19 protein-coding genes are annotated in these 19,213 nt (G+C 33.2%); 7 read left to right on the forward strand and 12 right to left on the reverse strand.

Going from position 1 to position 19,213, the window contains the following annotated elements:
* Positions 1-12: 12 nt before the first annotated feature.
* The 10 genes from LV842_RS00780 to LV842_RS00825 form a co-directional block, all read right to left on the reverse strand.
* Positions 13-831, reverse strand: coding sequence for a GLPGLI family protein (locus LV842_RS00780; RefSeq protein WP_233109555.1), 819 nt, complete (start codon positions 829-831; stop codon positions 13-15).
* Between the two features lie 128 nt (positions 832-959).
* Complete coding sequence (locus tag LV842_RS00785; RefSeq protein ID WP_233109556.1) at positions 960-2,321, reverse strand: MATE family efflux transporter; 1,362 nt, start codon at positions 2,319-2,321, stop codon at positions 960-962.
* 90 nt (positions 2,322-2,411) lie between these two features.
* Positions 2,412-3,596 carry a sigma-54-dependent transcriptional regulator gene (locus LV842_RS00790; protein ID WP_233109557.1) on the reverse strand — a complete coding sequence of 395 codons (1,185 nt, stop codon included), beginning with the start codon at positions 3,594-3,596 and terminating at the stop codon, positions 2,412-2,414.
* Between the two features lie 57 nt (positions 3,597-3,653).
* Positions 3,654-4,313 (reverse strand): YggS family pyridoxal phosphate-dependent enzyme, encoded by a 660-nt coding sequence (locus tag LV842_RS00795; RefSeq protein ID WP_233109558.1) that lies wholly within the window; start codon positions 4,311-4,313, stop codon positions 3,654-3,656.
* A 191-nt stretch (positions 4,314-4,504) separates the two neighbouring features.
* Complete coding sequence (locus LV842_RS00800) at positions 4,505-5,371, reverse strand: polysaccharide deacetylase family protein (protein ID WP_233109559.1); 867 nt, start codon at positions 5,369-5,371, stop codon at positions 4,505-4,507.
* Between the two features lie 342 nt (positions 5,372-5,713).
* Positions 5,714-6,592 (reverse strand): GLPGLI family protein, encoded by an 879-nt coding sequence (locus LV842_RS00805; RefSeq protein ID WP_233109560.1) that lies wholly within the window; start codon positions 6,590-6,592, stop codon positions 5,714-5,716.
* An 87-nt stretch (positions 6,593-6,679) separates the two neighbouring features.
* A complete protein-coding gene (locus tag LV842_RS00810; RefSeq protein WP_233109561.1) occupies positions 6,680-9,526 on the reverse strand; it encodes a heavy metal translocating P-type ATPase in 2,847 nt (948 codons plus the stop codon).
* Between the two features lie 90 nt (positions 9,527-9,616).
* Positions 9,617-10,516, reverse strand: coding sequence for a hypothetical protein (locus tag LV842_RS00815; protein WP_233109562.1), 900 nt, complete (start codon positions 10,514-10,516; stop codon positions 9,617-9,619).
* 17 nt (positions 10,517-10,533) lie between these two features.
* Positions 10,534-11,094 (reverse strand): helix-turn-helix domain-containing protein, encoded by a 561-nt coding sequence (locus LV842_RS00820; RefSeq protein WP_233109563.1) that lies wholly within the window; start codon positions 11,092-11,094, stop codon positions 10,534-10,536.
* Entirely contained in the window at positions 11,094-11,492 is a 399-nt protein-coding gene (locus LV842_RS00825) for an acyl-CoA thioesterase (protein ID WP_233109564.1), read from the reverse strand. The genes LV842_RS00820 and LV842_RS00825 overlap by 1 nt, the downstream gene beginning before the upstream one ends.
* A 308-nt stretch (positions 11,493-11,800) precedes the next feature.
* Here LV842_RS00825 and LV842_RS00830 point away from each other — a divergent pair, with 308 nt between their 5' ends.
* The gene (locus LV842_RS00830) at positions 11,801-12,160 is read left to right on the forward strand and encodes an RNA recognition motif domain-containing protein (protein WP_233109565.1); all 360 of its coding nucleotides are present in this window, start codon (positions 11,801-11,803) and stop codon (positions 12,158-12,160) included.
* Between the two features lie 62 nt (positions 12,161-12,222).
* Here LV842_RS00830 and LV842_RS00835 read toward each other — a convergent pair whose 3' ends face one another.
* Positions 12,223-12,687, reverse strand: a complete 465-nt coding sequence (locus LV842_RS00835; RefSeq protein ID WP_233109566.1) for a BlaI/MecI/CopY family transcriptional regulator — start codon at positions 12,685-12,687, stop codon at positions 12,223-12,225.
* 9 nt (positions 12,688-12,696) lie between these two features.
* Entirely contained in the window at positions 12,697-13,299 is a 603-nt protein-coding gene (locus LV842_RS00840) for a phosphatase PAP2 family protein (protein ID WP_233109567.1), read from the reverse strand.
* A gap of 127 nt (positions 13,300-13,426) precedes the next feature.
* Between LV842_RS00840 and pdhA the strand changes: the two genes are divergently transcribed.
* From pdhA to LV842_RS00870, 6 genes are all read left to right on the forward strand, one after another.
* Positions 13,427-14,428 (forward strand): pyruvate dehydrogenase (acetyl-transferring) E1 component subunit alpha, encoded by a 1,002-nt coding sequence (gene pdhA / locus LV842_RS00845; RefSeq protein ID WP_233109568.1) that lies wholly within the window; start codon positions 13,427-13,429, stop codon positions 14,426-14,428.
* An 81-nt stretch (positions 14,429-14,509) separates the two neighbouring features.
* The gene (locus LV842_RS00850) at positions 14,510-16,105 is read left to right on the forward strand and encodes a pyruvate dehydrogenase complex dihydrolipoamide acetyltransferase (RefSeq protein ID WP_233109569.1); all 1,596 of its coding nucleotides are present in this window, start codon (positions 14,510-14,512) and stop codon (positions 16,103-16,105) included.
* 143 nt (positions 16,106-16,248) lie between these two features.
* On the forward strand, positions 16,249-16,917 hold the full coding sequence (locus tag LV842_RS00855; protein ID WP_233109570.1) for an ABC transporter ATP-binding protein: 669 nt from the start codon (positions 16,249-16,251) through the stop codon (positions 16,915-16,917).
* A 15-nt stretch (positions 16,918-16,932) separates the two neighbouring features.
* Positions 16,933-17,514 carry a murein L,D-transpeptidase catalytic domain-containing protein gene (locus LV842_RS00860; RefSeq protein WP_233109571.1) on the forward strand — a complete coding sequence of 194 codons (582 nt, stop codon included), beginning with the start codon at positions 16,933-16,935 and terminating at the stop codon, positions 17,512-17,514.
* 27 nt (positions 17,515-17,541) lie between these two features.
* The gene (gene radC / locus LV842_RS00865) at positions 17,542-18,219 is read left to right on the forward strand and encodes a RadC family protein (protein ID WP_233109572.1); all 678 of its coding nucleotides are present in this window, start codon (positions 17,542-17,544) and stop codon (positions 18,217-18,219) included.
* On the forward strand, positions 18,216-19,127 hold the full coding sequence (locus LV842_RS00870) for a hypothetical protein (protein WP_233109573.1): 912 nt from the start codon (positions 18,216-18,218) through the stop codon (positions 19,125-19,127). Before radC ends, LV842_RS00870 begins: the two co-directional genes overlap by 4 nt.
* Positions 19,128-19,213: the final 86 nt, after the last annotated feature.

Raw genomic sequence — 19,213 nt, forward strand, 5'->3', positions numbered from 1 at the left:
CGAGTTTTTTTATTAATTGAACTTAGGCTCTTTATCTTTTTCAATATAAATATATCGGCTTTTTATTCCTTTTTGCAACATTGCTTTCTTTTTATTCAGTTCTTCTAAAGATCCTACTGTTTCTTTTCCAAAAGTAGAACCACCATTTTTCACCCCCTCCGAAAACATTCTTACAGGATCGGAATAGGTATCTTCAAGATATTTATTGAATTTTTCGATGGAAATAGGTAAAGCTGCTTTTCCGTAATGGGTTTCAACAAAGTCTTTTGTAATATAGGTTTCCGGAAGTTTTATGTTTTTAACAAGCTTATATACGAAATCTTTTTTATCATCTTCAATAATAAAAATCAACCCGGGAAGTCCTCTGAATTTATAAGGTCCTTCCTGAGTATCTATTTCTTTAGAAAACCAGGCTGTCCATTGTCTGCCTCCAAAATCGGTAGTTGCCTTTTGTAGAGTGTAGCCATTGTAAGTTTGTGTATCTGAAAAGAGTTTCCATTTCATTTCGTCATTTGTTTTTATGACAAAGTATTCAAAGAAATCTCTGTACCAATTGTTTTTATAAGAATTAGGCTGCCTTTCGATCACCTGATCCGTTTTGGTGCTGAAATGAGAATTGCCCATTTGTGAACTCTTATTGATAGAATCGTAGTCAGCAAAGTTCTTATCATAAAATTTAATGGATTTCGGACTGATATCAAGGTTCATTAAGGCTTTTCTGTATTCCTGGTTAGCATCTGTCCTGAATTGCAGCTCGTAGATAAACCTATTAGTTTGCGATTGATAGAAAGATACTGTGCAAATACCTAATAGGAGAAGAATTTTTTTCATCAGAATTATAATTGTCTTTTTTTGATTTTTAATAGAAACAAAAGTACAAATATCTTTTATCTAATTCACGGGATAATGAATAGGATTGCAAAAAAAAAAAAACGATCCATTAAGGACCGTTTTTTAATTTATTGATTTAGTTTAATTTTTTTTGCTGACATATTGAGGAATCGCTTTACGAGAAACAGCGCTGAAATGGTAAGTCCTAAACCTAGCGCGATCCACATCCCGAAAGCACCCATTTTCAAGGTAACACAAAGGAAATATCCTAATGGAATGGTAATAACCCAATAGGCAATAAAAGTATAGATAGATGGGATTTTCACATCTTGCAGTCCTCTTAATGTTCCTAAAGCAGTCACCTGAATTCCATCTGATAACTGGAATAATGCTGCTATAATCATTAACTTCGAAGCTAAAGCAATCACTTCAATTTCTTCTTTTTTGGTAAAGAACGTAGGAAGGATGTTTCGTCCCAGAATGAAAATAATTCCACAGATGCACATGAAAATAAAAGCTATTTTCAGATTATTAATTCCTACTTCTCTTAGTTCAACATAGTTTTGTTCACCCAGTTTTCTTCCGATCATAACCGTAGAAGCAACACTGAAACCAATACATAAATTGAAAGTAAATGAAGCCATACTTAAAGCAATCTGGTGAGAAGCAATATCATGGGCAGAAATCAATCCGCAGATAAAAGCAGCACCAGCAAAAGCAGTAACTTCAAAAAACATCTGCAACGCAGTAGGAAGTCCCAATCTCACCATTTTATCGAACATTTTTTTAGAAAAAACTTCAATTTTCAAAGAAAAGGCTTTGATGTATTGTTTTGTTTTTGGTTCTTTTAATAATACGATATATAGAAAAACAACCATGAAAATACGAGCAATTAAACTTGCCAATGCAGATCCTTTTACTCCCATTTCAGGAAATATCCAAAGCCCTTTAATGAAAACATAGTTAAGAACGATATTGATCACGTTGGCGATAATGGTTGCTTTCGTTACTCCAATAGTATAGGATAAACCTTCAGAAACTTCTCGTAAGGTCTGGAATGCCATAAATGGAACAATACTTATGGCCATAATGGTTAAAAAGTCTACCGTGTCAGGAATAATCTTAGCTGGTTGACCCGAATGATAGAGTAGAGGCATCCCCAGAAACAAAAGGCCCATCAGAATAATACCCACCGACATATTGATAATAAATCCGTGGCTGAACACTGAATTGATTGTTTTATGATCATGCTGTGAATGTGCTTCAGAAACCAATGGCGGAATGGCAAATGAGAACCCCAATGCTAATACAAACATGGAGAAAAAAACGGCATTTCCTAAAGATACGGAAGCCAATGCATCTGCTCCTAACAGTTTTCCGACAATTATGTTGTCAAATAAGTTTACTGAAACTTGTCCTACCTGCGTCAGCATTACGGGTAAGGCAAGCGTTAAGGTTTCTTTTGTATATTTTTTATGTAAAAAGTTCATCGTTTAAAATTCATATAGTTTGAGTTCAAAAAAAAATTGCAGTAACAAATGATACTGCAATTTTATAATTTATTTAAAATAATCGTTAAATTATTTCCTTACAAAACTTGCAACATCTTCGGCAGAAACAGTGTTTCCTCCTAAAATAATTAACCTTTCCACTACGTTTCTCAACTCTCTGATATTTCCAGTCCAGGAAAGTACTTTTAAGGCTTCAATAGCCTTATCATCGAATTTTTTCGTAGCTGTACCATGCTCATCCGCAATCATTCCAGAAAAATGTTCTACCAACAATTTGATATCTTCTTTTCTTTCATCCAATGGCGGTACATAGATTTCGATCACAGAAAGTCTGTGGTAAAGGTCTTCTCTGAATCTTCCTGCTTCTATTTCCGTCTGCATATTTTTATTGGTTGCTGCAAGTACTCTTACATCAACTTTTATTTCTTTGTCGCTTCCCACAGGAGACACTTTACTTTCCTGCAATGCCCTCAATACCTTTGCCTGAGCAATTAGACTCATATCTCCGATTTCATCTAAGAAAATCGTTCCCCCGTTTGCCTGTTCAAATTTCCCCTGCTTATCTTTGATAGCACCTGTAAAAGAACCTTTTACATGTCCGAAAAGTTCAGATTCAATCAATTCTGAAGGAATTGCAGCACAGTTTACTTCTATCATTGGTCCTCTGGAACGTTCGCTTTGGTTGTGAATAGCGTGTGCTACAAGTTCTTTTCCTGCTCCGTTTGGTCCGGTAATTAAAACTCTCGCATCAGAAACAGCTACTTTTTCAATCATATCCTGGATCTTCTGCAATCCCGCAGATTCACCAATCATTTGATATTTTTTGTTTACCTTTTTCTTTAGCGTTTTATTTTCGGTTTGAAGATTTTTATTTTCTTTTTTAAGTGTTTCTTTAGTTAAAGCATTTTTAACACTTGTAATCAATCTGTTAATGTCGATTGGCTTTGATATAAAATCATAAGCACCTTCCTTTAAACAAGAAACTGCAGAATCGATATCTGCATGTCCCGAAATCATGATGAAAGTAGTTTCAGGTTTCAGTGCTAAACTTTGTTTCAGAAGCTCAGTTCCTGAAAGTTTAGGCATTTTGATGTCAGAAATTACCAATGCAAAGTCTTCTTTTTCTACCTGTTTATAGCCTTCAAGACCATCTTCGGCGATTACAAATTCATAATCAGTAAGTTCATCAGAGAGAATACTGTGAAGAACTCCCGATATTGCTTTTTCGTCTTCTACGATAAGGATTTTTTGCATAGTTGCAAATTTAGAAATTTTTGATTGAATTATTAGCAAAAACCATACCTAAATAATCTATTTTGTATAATCTCTTCTGCCAAAAATTGCAGAACCTACTCTTACAGAATTGGCACCACATTCTATGGCGACAGGGAAGTCATCACTCATTCCCATCGATAAGGTTTCTAAAGATTTCTGCTGATTCAACTCATCAAAAAGATTTTTTAATACTGAAAATTCTTTTCTGATTTGCTGTTCATTGTCCGTAAATGTTGCCATTCCCATCAACCCTGTAATTTCTGTATTTGGAAACTCACCGTTTATGTATTGCTGGAATAAAGCTTTAGCCTCATCAATTTCCAATCCGAATTTGCTTTCCTCTTCAGCAATTTTCACTTGAAGCAATACTTTAATTTTTCTGTTGTATTTAGTAGCTTCTTTGTTGATTTCTAATAGTAATCTTTCAGAATCTACACTTTGGATCGTATCTACAAATTCTGCAATATATTTTACCTTATTGGTCTGTAAATGCCCAATGAGATGCCATTGAATATCTTTAGGAAGGAGAGGTTGCTTTTCAAGAACTTCCTGTACTTTATTTTCTCCAAAAACCCTTTGACCTAAATCATAGACCTCTTGAATGGCAGAAACCGGATGTGTTTTTGATACAGCGACCAATTGTACGTGATCTGGAAGCTGACTTTTTATATGGGTGTAATTTTCCTGAATGCTCATAATTGCAAATTTCTGAATTTTAAAAGCAAAAAACGAATTAATTTATAAATTTTAGATGATGAATGATTTATAGAGAAATGATTTTGTTTGTCATTCTGAACGCAACGAAGTGGAGAGAAGAATCTCTTTGATAATGTAATTAATAAAAGATTCTTCCTTCGTCAGAATGACAAACTACCTGAATATTTCAATTAATTCAAAACCTCATTAATTCTAGGATATTCTGAAATTTTCCTGAATACAAAACGATTGCTTTTTTGAAGTTTTTCAATAAATAAGTCCAATTCTTTAATGGAATCTTCGTCCGTTAAATACTGATCATGAGTAAGAAAAACAAGGTGTCTTGAAGTTTTTTCTAAGTCATTGAAGAAGATGCTGTCAACTTTTTTCAGCATGTCTTCATGTTTTCCTTTTAGAATCATTTTATTGGTCGGTTTCCATTCCAGATCCCAGCCTATAACTTTATATCCGGCTTGCTTTAATTTATTGGCTGCCTCGGTTGAACTTTTAAGATCAGTAACAGTAATATTATTTAACCTCCAAATATTTCTTCCCGGAGTTCTTGCGATTTTATCATACAACTTTAAGCTGTCTTTTGCGATATTAAAATCATTAACTACCGCTTCCGGATTTTTGTAAAAATCGGTGTATTTGTTGTGTGCATGCGTAAAACTGTGATTCGCCAATTCTACCAACGGATCTTTTCTCAGAAGATCAAGGTCCTCTTTTTGCTTTTTGCTTCCATAAACGTGTTTGCCGACTAAGAAAGCCGTAGCGCAGACATTTCGTTTGTTTAAAATTCGGAGAAGATTTTCTGTGCCTTGATTGGGACCGTCATCGAACGTAAGGTAAATAACTCTTTTGTCTGAAGCTACATTTTCATCGTTGATTTTTGAGACGGCTTTTGCGACGGGAGGTTCTTGTGGAATCAGCTTTTCTGATTCTTTTTTGTCTTGTTTTTGGTTACAACCATTAAATAGAACCGAAGTTGCACTCATCAATGCAAACATCCCAAGAAAAGTCTTGTTTCTAGACTTTTCCGCAAAAGTTTTTTTCATAAAAGTTAAGAGGAATTTAAATTGTTAAAAATTGTTAATTTTTCTAAATTATTCTTAACAAATTCTATGCCGCATTTACTTAGATTTTACTTTTTTAAGGATATTTTAATAACTTTATTCTGAGTAAGTTCTATTGAAAAATTTTCTTTAAATACAAACTATTTTTAATGGTTGTGGTTCCTCAAGTATTATTGAAAAAGATAAATATTTTATGTTGCGAATTTTTATTTTTTTTGGCTAAATCATTAAGGAAATCTTCAATGTATTCAGCTGAGTAAAGAACAGGTTTTCCATAAAGTCGATAGTTCAAAATGTAAGAATGGCTTTCTGTAGAATGTTGAATTAATATTTATACAAATCAAAATCCAACTTATTATTATCCTTTTTTAAATTCTCTTTGAAACGCTTTTCATTATTTCTCATCACTTCATTAGCATCTAACTTCTTTCCGGATGCATCTACAAAATTAAAAGTAGAGTTTCCCTGTGCATCCACTCCTGCACTTGCAATTTTCTGCCTTGTTACTTTATTAGGATCCTTAACATATTCCTTCCAAAGCTTGTTGAATTGATTATTGTTTACGGTAATTTCGTTAGGACCATCTTGTTGATCTTTATTTACAGGTTCTTTAACCGTTTTGTTGCCGATTAAAATCATAACGTGGCCCTTATTTTTATCTTCTAATTTTACAATTAATCCGGGTAAACCATAGAATTTATAGGGACCATCCTGAAAAGGTAAATCGGTAGAAAACCAAGCAGTCCATTGTCTTCCTAAATAATTGGTAGTTGCTTTTTGAGCAGTGTAATTTCCAATTTTTTCTTTTGGGGGAAGTATTTTCCAAACAGGCTTTCCGTTTTCTTCCACCGTATAAAAATCTGAACTCAAAGAAGTATGTAAATACGTTTTGTAATCAGGATATTCTTTGGTTACTTTACTTCGAATGACACCTTTATAGTTACTATTTGGCTTTGCAAATGCCATAATGTTTGTGGTACTTCCTTGCTTTTCAAGTTCAGCATTCATAATAGAATCCGTTACAAAAACTTCGTAACTGTAATATTTTGAACCTTTGTTTTTAATATCCAGAAGCATCGTCTCTTTTTTTACATCCGCCATGTTTGTAGAATCTTTAACAAATGAATATTCGTATGTAAATCTTTGAATTTGTGCTGAATACAAAGCTGAAAATAATAAAAAAAGAAGGGTGTAATTTTTCATAAATAAATATTAGGTGTTTTGTAAGTATTTGGTCTCTAAAAATAAACTTTTTATCAATTTCTTACCTAAAAAACACCTGATATTATTTTATTTACTGTTTAAATCAACAGAATTTAAGCGTAAAGAGTTTAAAATCACAGATAGTGAACTGAAACTCATTGCCGCCGCAGCAATCATTGGAGATAAAAGAATTCCAAAAAATGGATATAATAATCCTGCTGCAACCGGAACTCCTAACACATTATAAATAAAAGCAAAAAACAGATTTTCTTTAATATTTTTTAAAAGTTTCTCACTTAATGTTTTTGCTTTGGCAACCCCTAAAATATCTCCTTTTAGCAATGTGATTTCGGCACTTTCAATAGCAACATCAGTTCCTGTTCCCATGGCAATTCCAATATTTGCCTGAGCTAGAGCAGGAGAGTCGTTGATTCCATCACCGGTCATTGCTACGATTTTACCTTGTTGTTGCAGTTTTTTAACTTCATTTAATTTATCTTCAGGATGACAATTCGCCTTGAAATGTTTAATTCCCAATTCTTCTGCAACGGCTTTTGCTGTATGCTCATTATCTCCGGTCATCATAATGACATCGATTCCTTCACTTAACAATTGCTGAACAGCTGCTTTAGAACTTTCTTTAATTTTATCGGTAAAACTGATGAATCCTAATGCTTCATTTTCTCTGGCAACATAAGAGATGGTATGTGCTTTAGACTGAACTTCAATTGCCTTTTGTTTTAAATAATCAGGAATTAAAATCTGATGTGAAGATAATAAACTTTCATTTCCAAGATAAACGGTTTTCCCGTTGATGTTTCCTTTGACACCTTTCCCTGAGATATTCTCAAAATTTGCCACTTTTTCAGGAGAAACACCTGCTTCTTTTGCTTTTTTGATGACAGCATTTGATAAAGGATGTTCCGAATTCTGGTTTAAAGAATAGGCGAGTTTCAGCATTGAGTTTCTATCTTCCAAAATCGTTTCAATATATTCTACAGAGGGTTTTCCTTCAGTCAACGTTCCTGTTTTATCAGTAATCAGAACGTTTACTTTATTCATTTGTTCAAGAGCTTCAGCATTTTTAATAAGGATACCATTTTTAGCGCCTTTACCAATTCCTACCATTAAAGACATAGGTGTAGCTAAGCCCAGTGCACAAGGACAGGCAACAATAAGAACGGCAACTGCATTTACAAAAGCAAATAAACTTCTTTTACCTTCCGGACCGAAAAACTGCCATAGAATGAACGTTATGGCTGCAATTAAAATGACTGTCGGAACAAAAACTTTTGAAACTTTATCTGTTAATTTTTGAATTGGAGCCTTGCTTCTGCTTGCTTCGTTCACCATTTTAATGATTTGAGAAAGTAAGGTTTCGTCACCTACTTTTTCTGCTTTCATGATGAAAACCTGATTTCCATTGAGGGTGCCTGAAGAAACTTTGTCATCTACAGTTTTTTCAACAGGTATTGGTTCACCTGTAATCATACTTTCGTCTACATAGGAACTTCCTTCTATTAATTTTCCGTCGACAGGAATTTTTTCGCCGGGTTTTACTTTTAATAAATCTCCAATTTTCACCTGGGAAAGCAGCACTTTTTTTTCTTCTCCGTTAACGATAAGATTGGCTTCATCAGGTGATAGGTTCATTAATTCCCGGATGGCATTTCCCGTTTTTTTATGAGCAAGAGCTTCCATAAGCTGTCCTAAGATCACTAATGTTAAAATAACACAGACAGCTTCAAAATATAAGGGGATTTCATGATTGTGACCACGAATTTCATGAGGAATCATATCAGGAAAAGCTAAAGCGACAATACTGAAAATAAATGCTGCGGCAACTCCTAAAGCAATTAAGCTAAACATATTCAAATTCCAGGTTTTGAACGAAACCCAGCCTCTTTTCATTAAGAACCAACCTGAATAAAACAGAATGGGAAGCGTTAAAATAAGTTCGATAACTCCCTGGGTCTGGTGTGAAAAAGGGAAATTAATAAACATTCCGCCCATCGAAAGAATAAAAACTGGAATAGTAAAAGCTAAAGAAATAATAAATTTTCTTTTTAAAATAGTATAGGTTTCATCTTCCTCCTCATCGTCTTGATCAGGTATTCTGACTAAGTCCATCCCGCAGATCGGGCAATCTCCCGGTTCATCACGAATGATTTCAGGATGCATAGGACAAGTATATTTTGCTGTTTTTTTCTCCGGATATTTTACCAGATCCATCCCACAAACAGGACAGCCAACATTGCTGTCGTACACTTTATCCCCTTCACAATACATGGGACAGTAATATTTACCTGCCATTTCATCTGTGACTTTTGGAGCTTCGTGATGGTGGCTGTGATCATGAGAATGATGATGATGGGAGTGTGCTTCAGCATGTTGAACCAAGTCTTCTGTGATTTCCTCTAAATGCATATGACAAACAGGACAATGGCCTTTTTCGTCATAAGTTTTATCGCTTTCACAGAACATGGGACAGTAATATTTCCCAATGTTATCTTTAAAGTTCTCAGGAAGATAGGTAGAAGAATACGCCGGCTTAAAATTAGGATCTTTAGCTTTTTTTTCTTCAATTGGAACCAGATACATATTGCACGTCGGACATCTTTTTCCCTGCTGGAAATAGACTTTATCGCCTTCACATTCCATCGGACAATAATAAACAGATGATGGAGAAATTCTGTCTTGTGGTTTTATGAAAGCTTTGTCGGGGTTGTCCGGATCTTCTAATTTATAATTTCCGATTTCACCTAAAGCTGTATTTAATGAATGTAATGTAATTTCTTTTTCTGAAGTGATGGTCGCTGTGCTGTTTTCAAGATTGACATCAGCTTTTAGACCTTCAATACTGTTCAGTTTTTCAGATATTTTTTTCTGACAGCCGGAACAGGTCATTCCAAGAATTTTATATTGTTTATCCATGATCCTTTAATTTATACTACAAATTTCCAAAATGCAAATGGAAGGGTGTTATAAATTTAAGGATGAATTTTATAGAATTCGGATTAATTTCTATTTAAAAGATAATTGATAATTAAAGTCAATCTCGAATTTATATTTTTCTTCTAATGTTTCGAATCTCTCTTTAACTAATGGAAATTTATTTATTATATTTTTAATCATAATATTTGTCATTAAATAAGAGTAAAACAACATTATATAATGTAATTCTTTCATATTTTTATTTTCCATTAAATGCTTAGTTTCTTTTAATTGAAGAGCTAATAATCCTTCAGAATGTGCATATACGGAGGCTATATAATAAATTTTCGAAAAGACACCATCCTTAGTAAATTTTGAATCGTCAAAAATTGTATCCCAATTCTTAAATAATTTGCCTGATCCATTATCCAGTAAGCTTTTCTGTTGTTTTCCTGATAAAAGATGGAATGCAGGATTGTTTTGAATGCTATCTTTTAACTCGAAAATAGACTTTTCTTCATTAATTAAGGCTTTATTATTTTTTTGTTTTGAATTAGAAAAAACTTTTTTTCTAAGCATCATTGAAGACATTATCCATGATTCAAATCTCAATTTTTTTTCTTCTTCCGATTCAATGTTAATGTATAAATGTTGATACATAAGTAAAGACTCATATTGAGACCTTACAATTGTAATAATAGAAGATATATCTAAAAATTTTATTTGAGAATTTTTATTTTTAAAGAAATTTGAAATTATACTATGCCCCTGTGAAATTTGAAGTAGACTTTGATTTTGTAAATGTATTTTAATTACTAACTGCTCTGAATAAACATCCTTCTCAGTAAGATTAATTTTTTTTTCTGCAAGAACTTCATGAAGATATATTAAAATGTCTGAAAAGACAAAAAGCTTTTCTTTTATCTTTTCGATGTCTTTACTTTCATACAAATGAAATAGTTTTATTGCCCAAATATCTTTTTCATTCATGTTTTTATCCTTTTTCTTTAAAAGCTATCTAAAGGTTTTCTGTTATGAACTTTCAGTTTTTTGAATTCGGTAGGGGTGAAGCCTGAACTGTTTCTGAATTGTGAGGACAAATGCTGAACACTTTTATAACCTAGCTTTCCTGCAATTTCTGTTAATGTAAATTCATTATATAAAAGCAGTTCTTTTACTTTTTCAATCTTTTGGAGAATGAAAAATTGCTCCAAAGTAATATTTTCATTCTGAGAAAATGTTTTTGAAAGGGAACTGTAATCTTTATGAATTTTTGAGATTAAAAACTCAGACAAAAGAAAGTTCTCATCAATATCAAGTTCGCTTATTTTTGCAATAATCAGATTTTTAATTTTCTCAACAAGTTGGTGGGTAGAGTCTTTTATTCTTTCAAAACCTGTTTCCAGCAAATGTTTTTCGAGATACTGAAGATCCTGATCTGAAATTTCAACTTCAGTCTCCACTTCGCCAAGAGCAATGGATTTAATTTGAATATGAGCTTCGTTAAAAATAGTTGTGACTGCAGAAATACATCTTCCGCAAACCATATTTTTTATGAAAATCTTCATTATTGAGTTTGGTTATTTAGCCTGTTTTTCACAAATTCAACCTGTGTTTTTCCATGAGGAGCAGGATTGCCATCCTGATCAAGGTTTACCATCACAATTCTATCCACTGTAATAATTGTTTGATGGGTCATTTTATTTCTAACATCACATTTTAAAGTAAGTGAAGTAGAACCGAAATTTGAGACTTCGATACCGATTTCAATAATATCACCCTGTTTTGCAGAGCTTACAAAATTAATTTCTGAAATAAATTTGGTCACGACTTTCTTGTTTTCCAGCTGAATGACGGCATATAATGCAGCTTCTTCGTCAATCCATTGTAATAATCTTCCTCCAAAAAGTGACTGGTTGGGATTTAAGTCTTCGGGTTTTACCCATTTTCTTGTATGATAGTTCATATTTTAATAATTTGCAGCACAAATTTAACGTTAAAAACTTGCTTTATCAAAGGTTTAAGATTGAGTTGTTGAAAGATAATGATTTGTTTTCTCAATAAATTAGGATAAAGTGCTTTTAAAAAGGGCTATTTTCAGTTTAACTTACTCAATTTCAATATTAAGTGAGAATTAATTATAAAAATGCTTTGTTTTGAATTTTTTAATTGTATCTTGCAATCGTTTATATTTGGAATCAATATTTGTTCATTAATTTATGTTGCTTTTCTTTTATATACCAAATTTTTATTAATTTTTTAATTTTATTTAAAATGAACATTTTTGTTTCAAACATCAATTACGCAACTAAAGAATATGAGTTGCACGACTTATTTGCAGAATTTGGAGATATCGCATCTGCTAAAATTGTAACAGACAGAGAAACTGGCCGTTCAAGAGGTTTTGGTTTTATTGAAATGGGTGACGAAGAAGGAAAGCAAGCAATTGAAGCTTTAAACCAAAAAGAATTCAACGGAAAAATCCTTAATGTATCTGAAGCTAAACCAAGAGAAGAAAAGCCAAGAAGAAGTTTCGATAACAACAGAAGTGGTGGTTATGGAAACAACCGTGGAGGTAACGGTGGTGGTTACGGAAACAATCGTGGAGGTAACGGCGGTGGAAATCGTTGGTAAAAAATATAAGCGGCTTTTGAAGCCGCTTTTTTTATGTCTTAAAAGGAGAAATGTTCTTAGATTCAGTCTTTTTTCTTCTTCTTTTTCTTATCTTTCTTTTTATCTTTCTTAGGATTCAAAATTTCTTCGGCATATTCATGTTTAGGTTCTTTTACTTTTGCCGGCTTTAGTTCTATTTTAAGATCAAAATAACCTCTCAAATCATTTTGAGAAATTAAATTCTCATTAAATAAAAATTCTAAAATCTCTTTCCCTGAATTATTAAAGAAATGAAGTGAAAGCTCTTTTAATAAAAATTTTCTGTATTCTTCAAGAGGAACAAGAACAGTATATTTAAAAATTCTCCCTTCTTTTTCTGTAGATAAATATCCTTTTTCAACCAATATTTTCAAGTAAGTAGAAACTGTATTTTGGTGTGGTTTGGGTTCCGGATGCTGTTCCATAACGTCTTTTAGATAAAAAGATCCCAACTTCCAGAATAGTCTCATTAAGTTTTCTTCTGCAGAGGTAAGATGGTTTATTTTCATAGTCGATGCTTAATGTTGAAATTGTATATTGCAATATAGGTAAATAAAAGATACGATAAAAGCGATGAATGCGCCCATGAATACTTCTTTGGGAGTATGTCTGTTTAGAATAATCCTTGTAATTCCTACCAAAACTGCAATTCCCAACCATATAAAGCCCATAGTTATATTTAAAGCAAAAAATAATGCGGCAACAAATATGTTGAATACTGTATGCATAGAACTTTTAATAAAAAAGTTACTGATTTGTAAGGCAAAAAGTAAAATGAGGATGAATAGCATGACGAAATCAACATATCCATTCTTAAAATAATTAAAAGCGAGATAGGCAATGACACAAGCTGCAATAAATATATATAAAGTCTTTCTTTGGACACGATTGGAAACATCCATATTGGTATATCTTCCGGTTTTTACATTCCAGACCAGCCATATAATGATGGGGGCAATGATAAGCAATAATATTGGTAAGAAGTAGGATAAAGAATCTTTCAGCGAATAATTCTTTATGCTCATATATAAGAAGAATATAAATAAAGAAAGTAAAGGATTGAAAAAATCGGATATAATTTTTGATATTCTAAGGACCAACGAAGGTTGTTTTTCTTCCATATTTTAGTTTGATACTGTAAATATAATATTATAAGTAAAAAAACAATTGGTATGTATACAATAAAAACGAAGTTTTTTTTATAATTTTGCTCAACTATTTCATAATAAATAAGCAAGAGCTCAACACATGAAAGAATTTTCTAAAGAGGTATACCTGAAGTGGTATGAAGATATGACTATGTGGAGAAGGTTTGAAGACAAATGCCGTTCTCTTTATTTAAAACAAAAAATCAGAGGTTTTTTACATTTGTATAACGGTCAGGAAGCTATTCCTGCTGGTTTTACCCATGCAATGGATTTGTCAAAAGACAGTATGATTACTGCTTACAGATGTCACATTCATCCAATGGCGATGGGAGTAGATCCTAAAAGAATCATGGCAGAGCTTTGTGGTAAAGCTACAGGTACGTCAGGAGGTATGGGTGGATCTATGCACATTTTCAGTAAAGAACATAGATTTTATGGAGGTCATGGTATTGTAGGAGGACAAATTCCTTTGGGAGCAGGTATTGCTTTCGCAGATCAGTATTTTGACAGAAAAGCTGTAAACATTTGTTTCTTCGGAGACGGTGCAGCGAGACAAGGTTCTTTGCATGAAACATTCAATATGGCAATGAACTGGAAGTTACCTGTAATTTTCGTTGTGGAAAACAACCAGTATGCAATGGGTACTTCTGTTAAAAGAACAGCTAATCACGAAGATATTTACAAATTAGGTTTAGGATATGAAATGCCTTGTCTTGCAGTAGATGCAATGGATCCTGAGAAAGTGGCAGAAGCTGCTTACGAAGCTATTGAAAGAGCAAGAAGAGGAGACGGACCAACTTTCATTGAAGCAAGAACTTACCGTTTCAGAGGTCACTCAATGTCAGATGCTGAACCATACAGATCTAAGGAAGAAGTAGCGATTCACAAAAATGATGATCCAATTGAATTGATAAAACAAAGAATTTTATCAAACGGATGGGCTACTGAAGAAGAATTGGAAGCTACGGATAACAAATCTAGAGATTTCGTTGAAGAGTGTGTAGAGTTTATGGAAAACTCTCCGTATCCGGATACAGAGAAAATCTATGAGTATGTATATGCTCAGGAAGATTATCCATTCTTAGATAAATTAGAAAACTAAAATTAATAATTAATTTGATATTTGAATTTGAGTTTCCCTAATCTCAAATCTCGAATCTCGAATCTCAAATCAATATATATTATGGCAGAAGTGATTACAATGCCACGTCTTTCCGATACGATGACGGAAGGAAAAGTGGCAAAATGGCATAAAAAAGTAGGCGATAAAGTAAAAGAAGGAGATATTTTAGCTGAAATCGAAACAGATAAAGCGGTTCAGGATTTTGAATCTGAAATTGAAGGTACTCTTTTATATGTAGGTGTAGAAGAAGGAAATGCAGCTGCTGTGGATTCAGTTTTAGCAATTATCGGTAGTGAAGGAGAAGATATTTCAGGATTAACAGGTGGAGCTGCTCCCGTTGCAACTTCTGAAGAGAAAAAAGAAGAGCCTAAAACAGAAACAACTACTGCTCCGGAGCAGGCTTCAGCTGAAGTTCCTGCAGGAGTAGAAGTGATTACTATGCCAAGACTTTCTGATACAATGACAGAAGGTAAAGTTGCGAAATGGCACAAAAATATAGGCGATACAGTAAAAGAAGGAGATCTTCTTGCTGAGATCGAAACAGATAAAGCAGTTCAGGATTTTGAATCTGAATTCAACGGGGTATTATTGAAGCAAGGTGTTGAAGAAGGAGGTGCTGCTCCGGTTGATACTGTATTGGCAATTATCGGTCCTGCGGGAACAGATATTTCGGGAGTTGGTGCTCCAAAAGCAGCTTCTTCATCAGAAAAACCAGCTGAACAAAAAACTGAAGCTAAAGCAGAAGAAAAAGCTGCTCCGGCAACAAATACTACCTCTACAGACAGAGTGGCAATTTCTCCGTTAGCGAAGAAAATGGCTCAGGATAAAGGTGTTGATATTAATGCTGTGCAAGGTTCAGGAGAAAACGGAAGAATCGTTAAAAAAGATATTGAAAATTATCAACCATCTGCAAAACCAGCAGCTTCAGCTCCGACTGCAAGTCCAGCGGCTCAAGTGGCATTAAGCTTTGTACAGGGTGAGGATACGGAAACTCCGAATTCACAGGTAAGAAATATCATTGCAAAACGTCTTTCTGAAAGTAAATTCACAGCGCCTCATTACTATCTGATGGTAGAAATTAATATGGATAAGGCGATTGAAGCTAGAAAAGAAATCAACTCTTTACCAGATACTAAAATTTCTTTCAACGATATGATTATTAAGGCAACAGCAATTGCTTTAAGAAAACATCCACAAGTAAATTCTAGTTGGGCAGGAGATAAGATTATTCATAGAGGAAACATCAATATTGGTGTAGCGGTTGCCATTCCAGACGGATTGGTAGTTCCTGTTCTTAAGAATACAGATCATATGAGCTACACTCAAATTTCTGCTGCTGTAAAAGATATGGCCGGAAGAGCAAAATCTAAAGGTCTTAAAGCAAACGAAATGGAAGGTTCTACATTCTCGATCTCAAACTTGGGGATGTTCGGAATTGAAACATTTACAAGTATCATTAATCAACCAAACTCTGCAATCCTTTCAGTAGGAGCAATTATCGAGAAACCAATCGTAAAAGACGGACAGATCGTAGTTGGAAACACGATGAAGCTTTCATTAGCTTGTGATCACAGAGTGGTAGACGGTGCTACAGGAGCTCAGTTCTTACAAACACTAAAAACGTATTTAGAAAGTCCATTAACTTTGTTACTGTAATTTTCTAAACTGTACATAGTAAAACGCTTCTCAATTGAGGAGCGTTTTTTTGTTTATTTATATTCAAAAAAGATGAGTAATCTGAATTCACAATTCACTGCGAAATTATCTCATATCTCAAATCAATTTACTATTTTTGAATCATGATTAAAGCAAGAAATATCCATAAATCATATGGAAATTTAGAAGTATTGAAAGGCGTTGATATTCATATCAAAACAGGAGAGGTAGTTTCTATTGTTGGAGAGTCCGGAGCTGGAAAATCTACACTTTTACAGATTTTAGGGACATTAGATCTTCCTACAAATTCAAAAAGTTTTGATACTGAAATTACCATTGCAGGAGAATCTTTCATTAACATGAATGATAAACAAATTTCTAAATTCAGAAACCAGAATATTGGTTTTGTTTTTCAGTTTCATCAATTACTTCCTGAATTTACAGCCTTGGAAAATGTTTTGCTTCCCACAAAAATTGCAGGAGCTAACGAAAAAGAATCGATTGAAAAGGCATATGCTTTATTTGAAGATTTAAAAATAGAACAAAGATTGCATCATAAACCCAATCAATTATCCGGCGGTGAAGCACAAAGAGTTGCTGTGGCAAGAGCTTTAATAAATTCTCCAAAAATTATTTTTGCAGATGAACCGACAGGAAATTTAGATTCAAAGAATGCAGATGATCTTCATCGCCTTTTTTTCGATCTGAGAGATAAATATGACCAGACTTTTGTAATTGTAACCCACAATCCTGGTCTTGCTGAAATTACCGACCGAAAATTAGTCATGAAAGACGGAATGATTATCGAATAATACCTTCTGCGAAAAATGGGAAAAAGCTTTATTTTTTTATTCCTTTTTTTTCTGTCCTGTTCAAAAATTGAATCTCAGGCTACAAGTACTATTGATTATTTGCCAACGTCAAAAATTTTAGAAATTAAAAATTATTTGAAAGGGAAAAACTACAATCAGGATTTGGCTGTTTTTATTAATTTTAAAATTCATTCAGGGAAATATCGCTATTTTGTTTATGATTTAAAAAACAATAAAATCTTACAAAAAGCAATTGTTGCCCATGGTGAAGGTTCTGTAATGAAGAATTCAGAAAACCTCCAGTTCAGTAATACGGATGGTTCTCATCAATCATCTTTAGGAAAATACGAAATCCGGGAAAGCTATTCAGGAAAATTCGGAAAAGCCTATCGTTTGGATGGCTTAGATTCTACTAACAGCAATGCAAGAGAAAGAGCGATCGTTCTTCATTCGTATTATTGTGTTCAGGATAATGAATCGGGAAATCCGGCTTGTCTGAGTTTTGGTTGTCCTATGCTTTCAAAAAATGCATTTGCTCAAACGTCCAAATATATTGATCAATCACAGCAGCCTATCATTTTATATGCTTTTTATTAATCGTAACTTAATTCATTAATCTAAAAAATGCCCATAAAGTTTCTTGCTGAAGACGACAGACCCAGAGAAAAGTTTTTATTAAAAGGTAAAGACTCGCTTTCTGATTCAGAGTTACTGGCAATCGTTATGGGAAGTGGAAATAAAAATGAAACAGCTATTGAATTAGCTCGAAGAATTTTGGCTTCTGTCAATAACAACTGGAACCAATTAAGTTTACTTTCAGTGAAAGATTTGATGAAATTTAAAGGAGTAGGGGAAGTAAAAGCCATTTCAATTGCAACGACATTGGAAATAGGACGAAGAAAAGCCAGCCAGGAAATCCCCGAAAAAACAGTAATTTCAAACAGTAAGGATGCTTATCTTGTTTTAAAAAATTATTTGGCAGATCTAAGAACCGAGGAATTTTGGGCTATATTTTTAAACCAAAGTAATAAAGTTATTTATCTGACACAGCTTACACAAGGTGGCATCAATCAATCTATTGTGGATGTAAGGGTGTTGTTTAGGACAGCTCTGGAGCATTTTTCGACAGGAATCATCATTGCTCATAATCATCCTTCTGGAAATTTTAAACCCAGTAAGGAAGACACTGAGATTACACAAAAAATAAAAGAAGCCGGAAAGGTATTAAGTATTCAGTTGATGGATCATTTGATTATTACACAGAATTCATATTTCAGTTTCTCAGACGAAGGATTACTATGATTAGAAGGTTAAAATACGACGAAATAGATTTTAAGAAATATACTAAATGTCTGGAAAAATCTGAACAGAGAAAATACTCTGCAGCAAAAGATTTTTTGGATGTTACTTCAGGAAAACAATGGGAAGTTCTGGTGTATAACGATTATGAAGCTGTAATGCCGGTTCCTTTTGTGAAGAAATACGGTGTTAAAATTGTACATAATCCGAGACTTTGTCAACAATTGGGAGTATTTTCTGCTGAAGACAATATAAATATAAATGAAGAATTTCTTAGTTATCTGAAGGACAATTATTTGATACGAATTTATACATTTAATGATACCAATCGTTTTATTTCAACCATCGAATTAAAAAATAACTTTCTTATTTATCCGGATGTGTATGAGAAAGTATATGCCAAATATTCTCCAAAAAGGAAAAGGAAACTAAGATTGGATGAAGAAACTCTACAGAATTCTGAAATAAAGGAAATTACCTATAAAGAAGCTGAAGGTTTTGTAAAAAATAATTTTATCGGAGCAGAAAATGAAGATGATAAACTCAGCTTTATGAAAATTTTTGAATCCTTTTTCAACATTAATAGCCTTACATTCTTAGCTTTTTATTATCAATCTAAAATTATTAATATCATTGTAACCTTTGCTGATAAAGAGAGTATCGCGCTTTTAGGTACTTTCAATGATAAAGAATATGTGAAATTATCCGGAGCTTCTGTTCTGATTGATCAGGCGATTAAAGAAAATATTGAGACTCATATTTTTGATTTTGAAGGGGGAAATCTTCCGAATATCGAGGAATTTTTTAGAGGCTTTCGCCCGGAATTAAAGCCTTATCCTATCATTGAAGGTTCTAAAAAAGATCTTTTCAAAAAACTTTTAAAACTTATTTTTAACGGGAAATTCTTTTAGTAGAGTAAATCAAGCCAATTTGTTTAGATTCATTCTAATTGGAATATTATTTTTGTAACTTTATCTCAAATTATTACATAAATCTC

This window comes from Chryseobacterium gwangjuense (genome assembly GCF_021311115.1).
Classification (GTDB): Bacteria; Bacteroidota; Bacteroidia; order Flavobacteriales; family Weeksellaceae; genus Chryseobacterium; species Chryseobacterium gwangjuense.